Source organism: Vibrio sp. 2033 (assembly GCF_033339735.1).
This window is the reverse complement of sequence record NZ_JAWOVC010000735.1, coordinates 1-539: the sequence shown is the minus strand read 5'-3', so window position 1 is coordinate 539 and position 539 is coordinate 1. Positions and strand designations below refer to the sequence as shown.

Annotated in this window: 1 protein-coding gene; it reads right to left on the bottom strand. The window is 48.6% G+C overall.

Features of this window, described 5'->3' with window-relative positions:
- On the bottom strand, positions 1–539 hold a 539-nt coding region (locus R7P74_RS28795), incomplete at both ends, for a malic enzyme-like NAD(P)-binding protein (RefSeq protein WP_318124116.1).

Genomic DNA, 539 nt, shown 5'->3' with positions numbered 1-539 from the left:
CCTTGCTCGATTGCTTTCTTCGCAACGGCAAAAGCAATCTTCTTCGATACTAGGTGGATTTCTTCCAAAGGCGGTAGAAGTGCACCACGACCATTAATCGCAAGTGGAGAGCATGTAGCCAGCGCTCGGCTTGATTCCATTAGCATTTCGTCAGTCACGCGTTTTGCGTTAACCGCTAAAACGCCAAGACCGATACCTGGGAAGATGTAGCTGTTGTTACATTGTGCAATAGGGTAAGTGCGACCTTCGTGAACCACAGGATCAAACGGACTACCCGTTGCCACTAGCGCTTCACCGTTTGTCCAACGGATGATGTCGTTTGGTGTTGCTTCAACACGGCTGGTTGGGTTTGACAGCGGGAAGACAATCGGACGCTTGCAGTGTTTGTGCATCTCTTCGATGACTTCTTGGCTAAATAGGCCAGGAGCACCTGATACACCAATCAGTACCGTTGGTTTCGCGTTACGCATTACATCCAGTAGTGAGAAGCCATTTCCTTCATTTTCCCACTCTTTTGTGTTGCTGTGTTTTTGGACCAA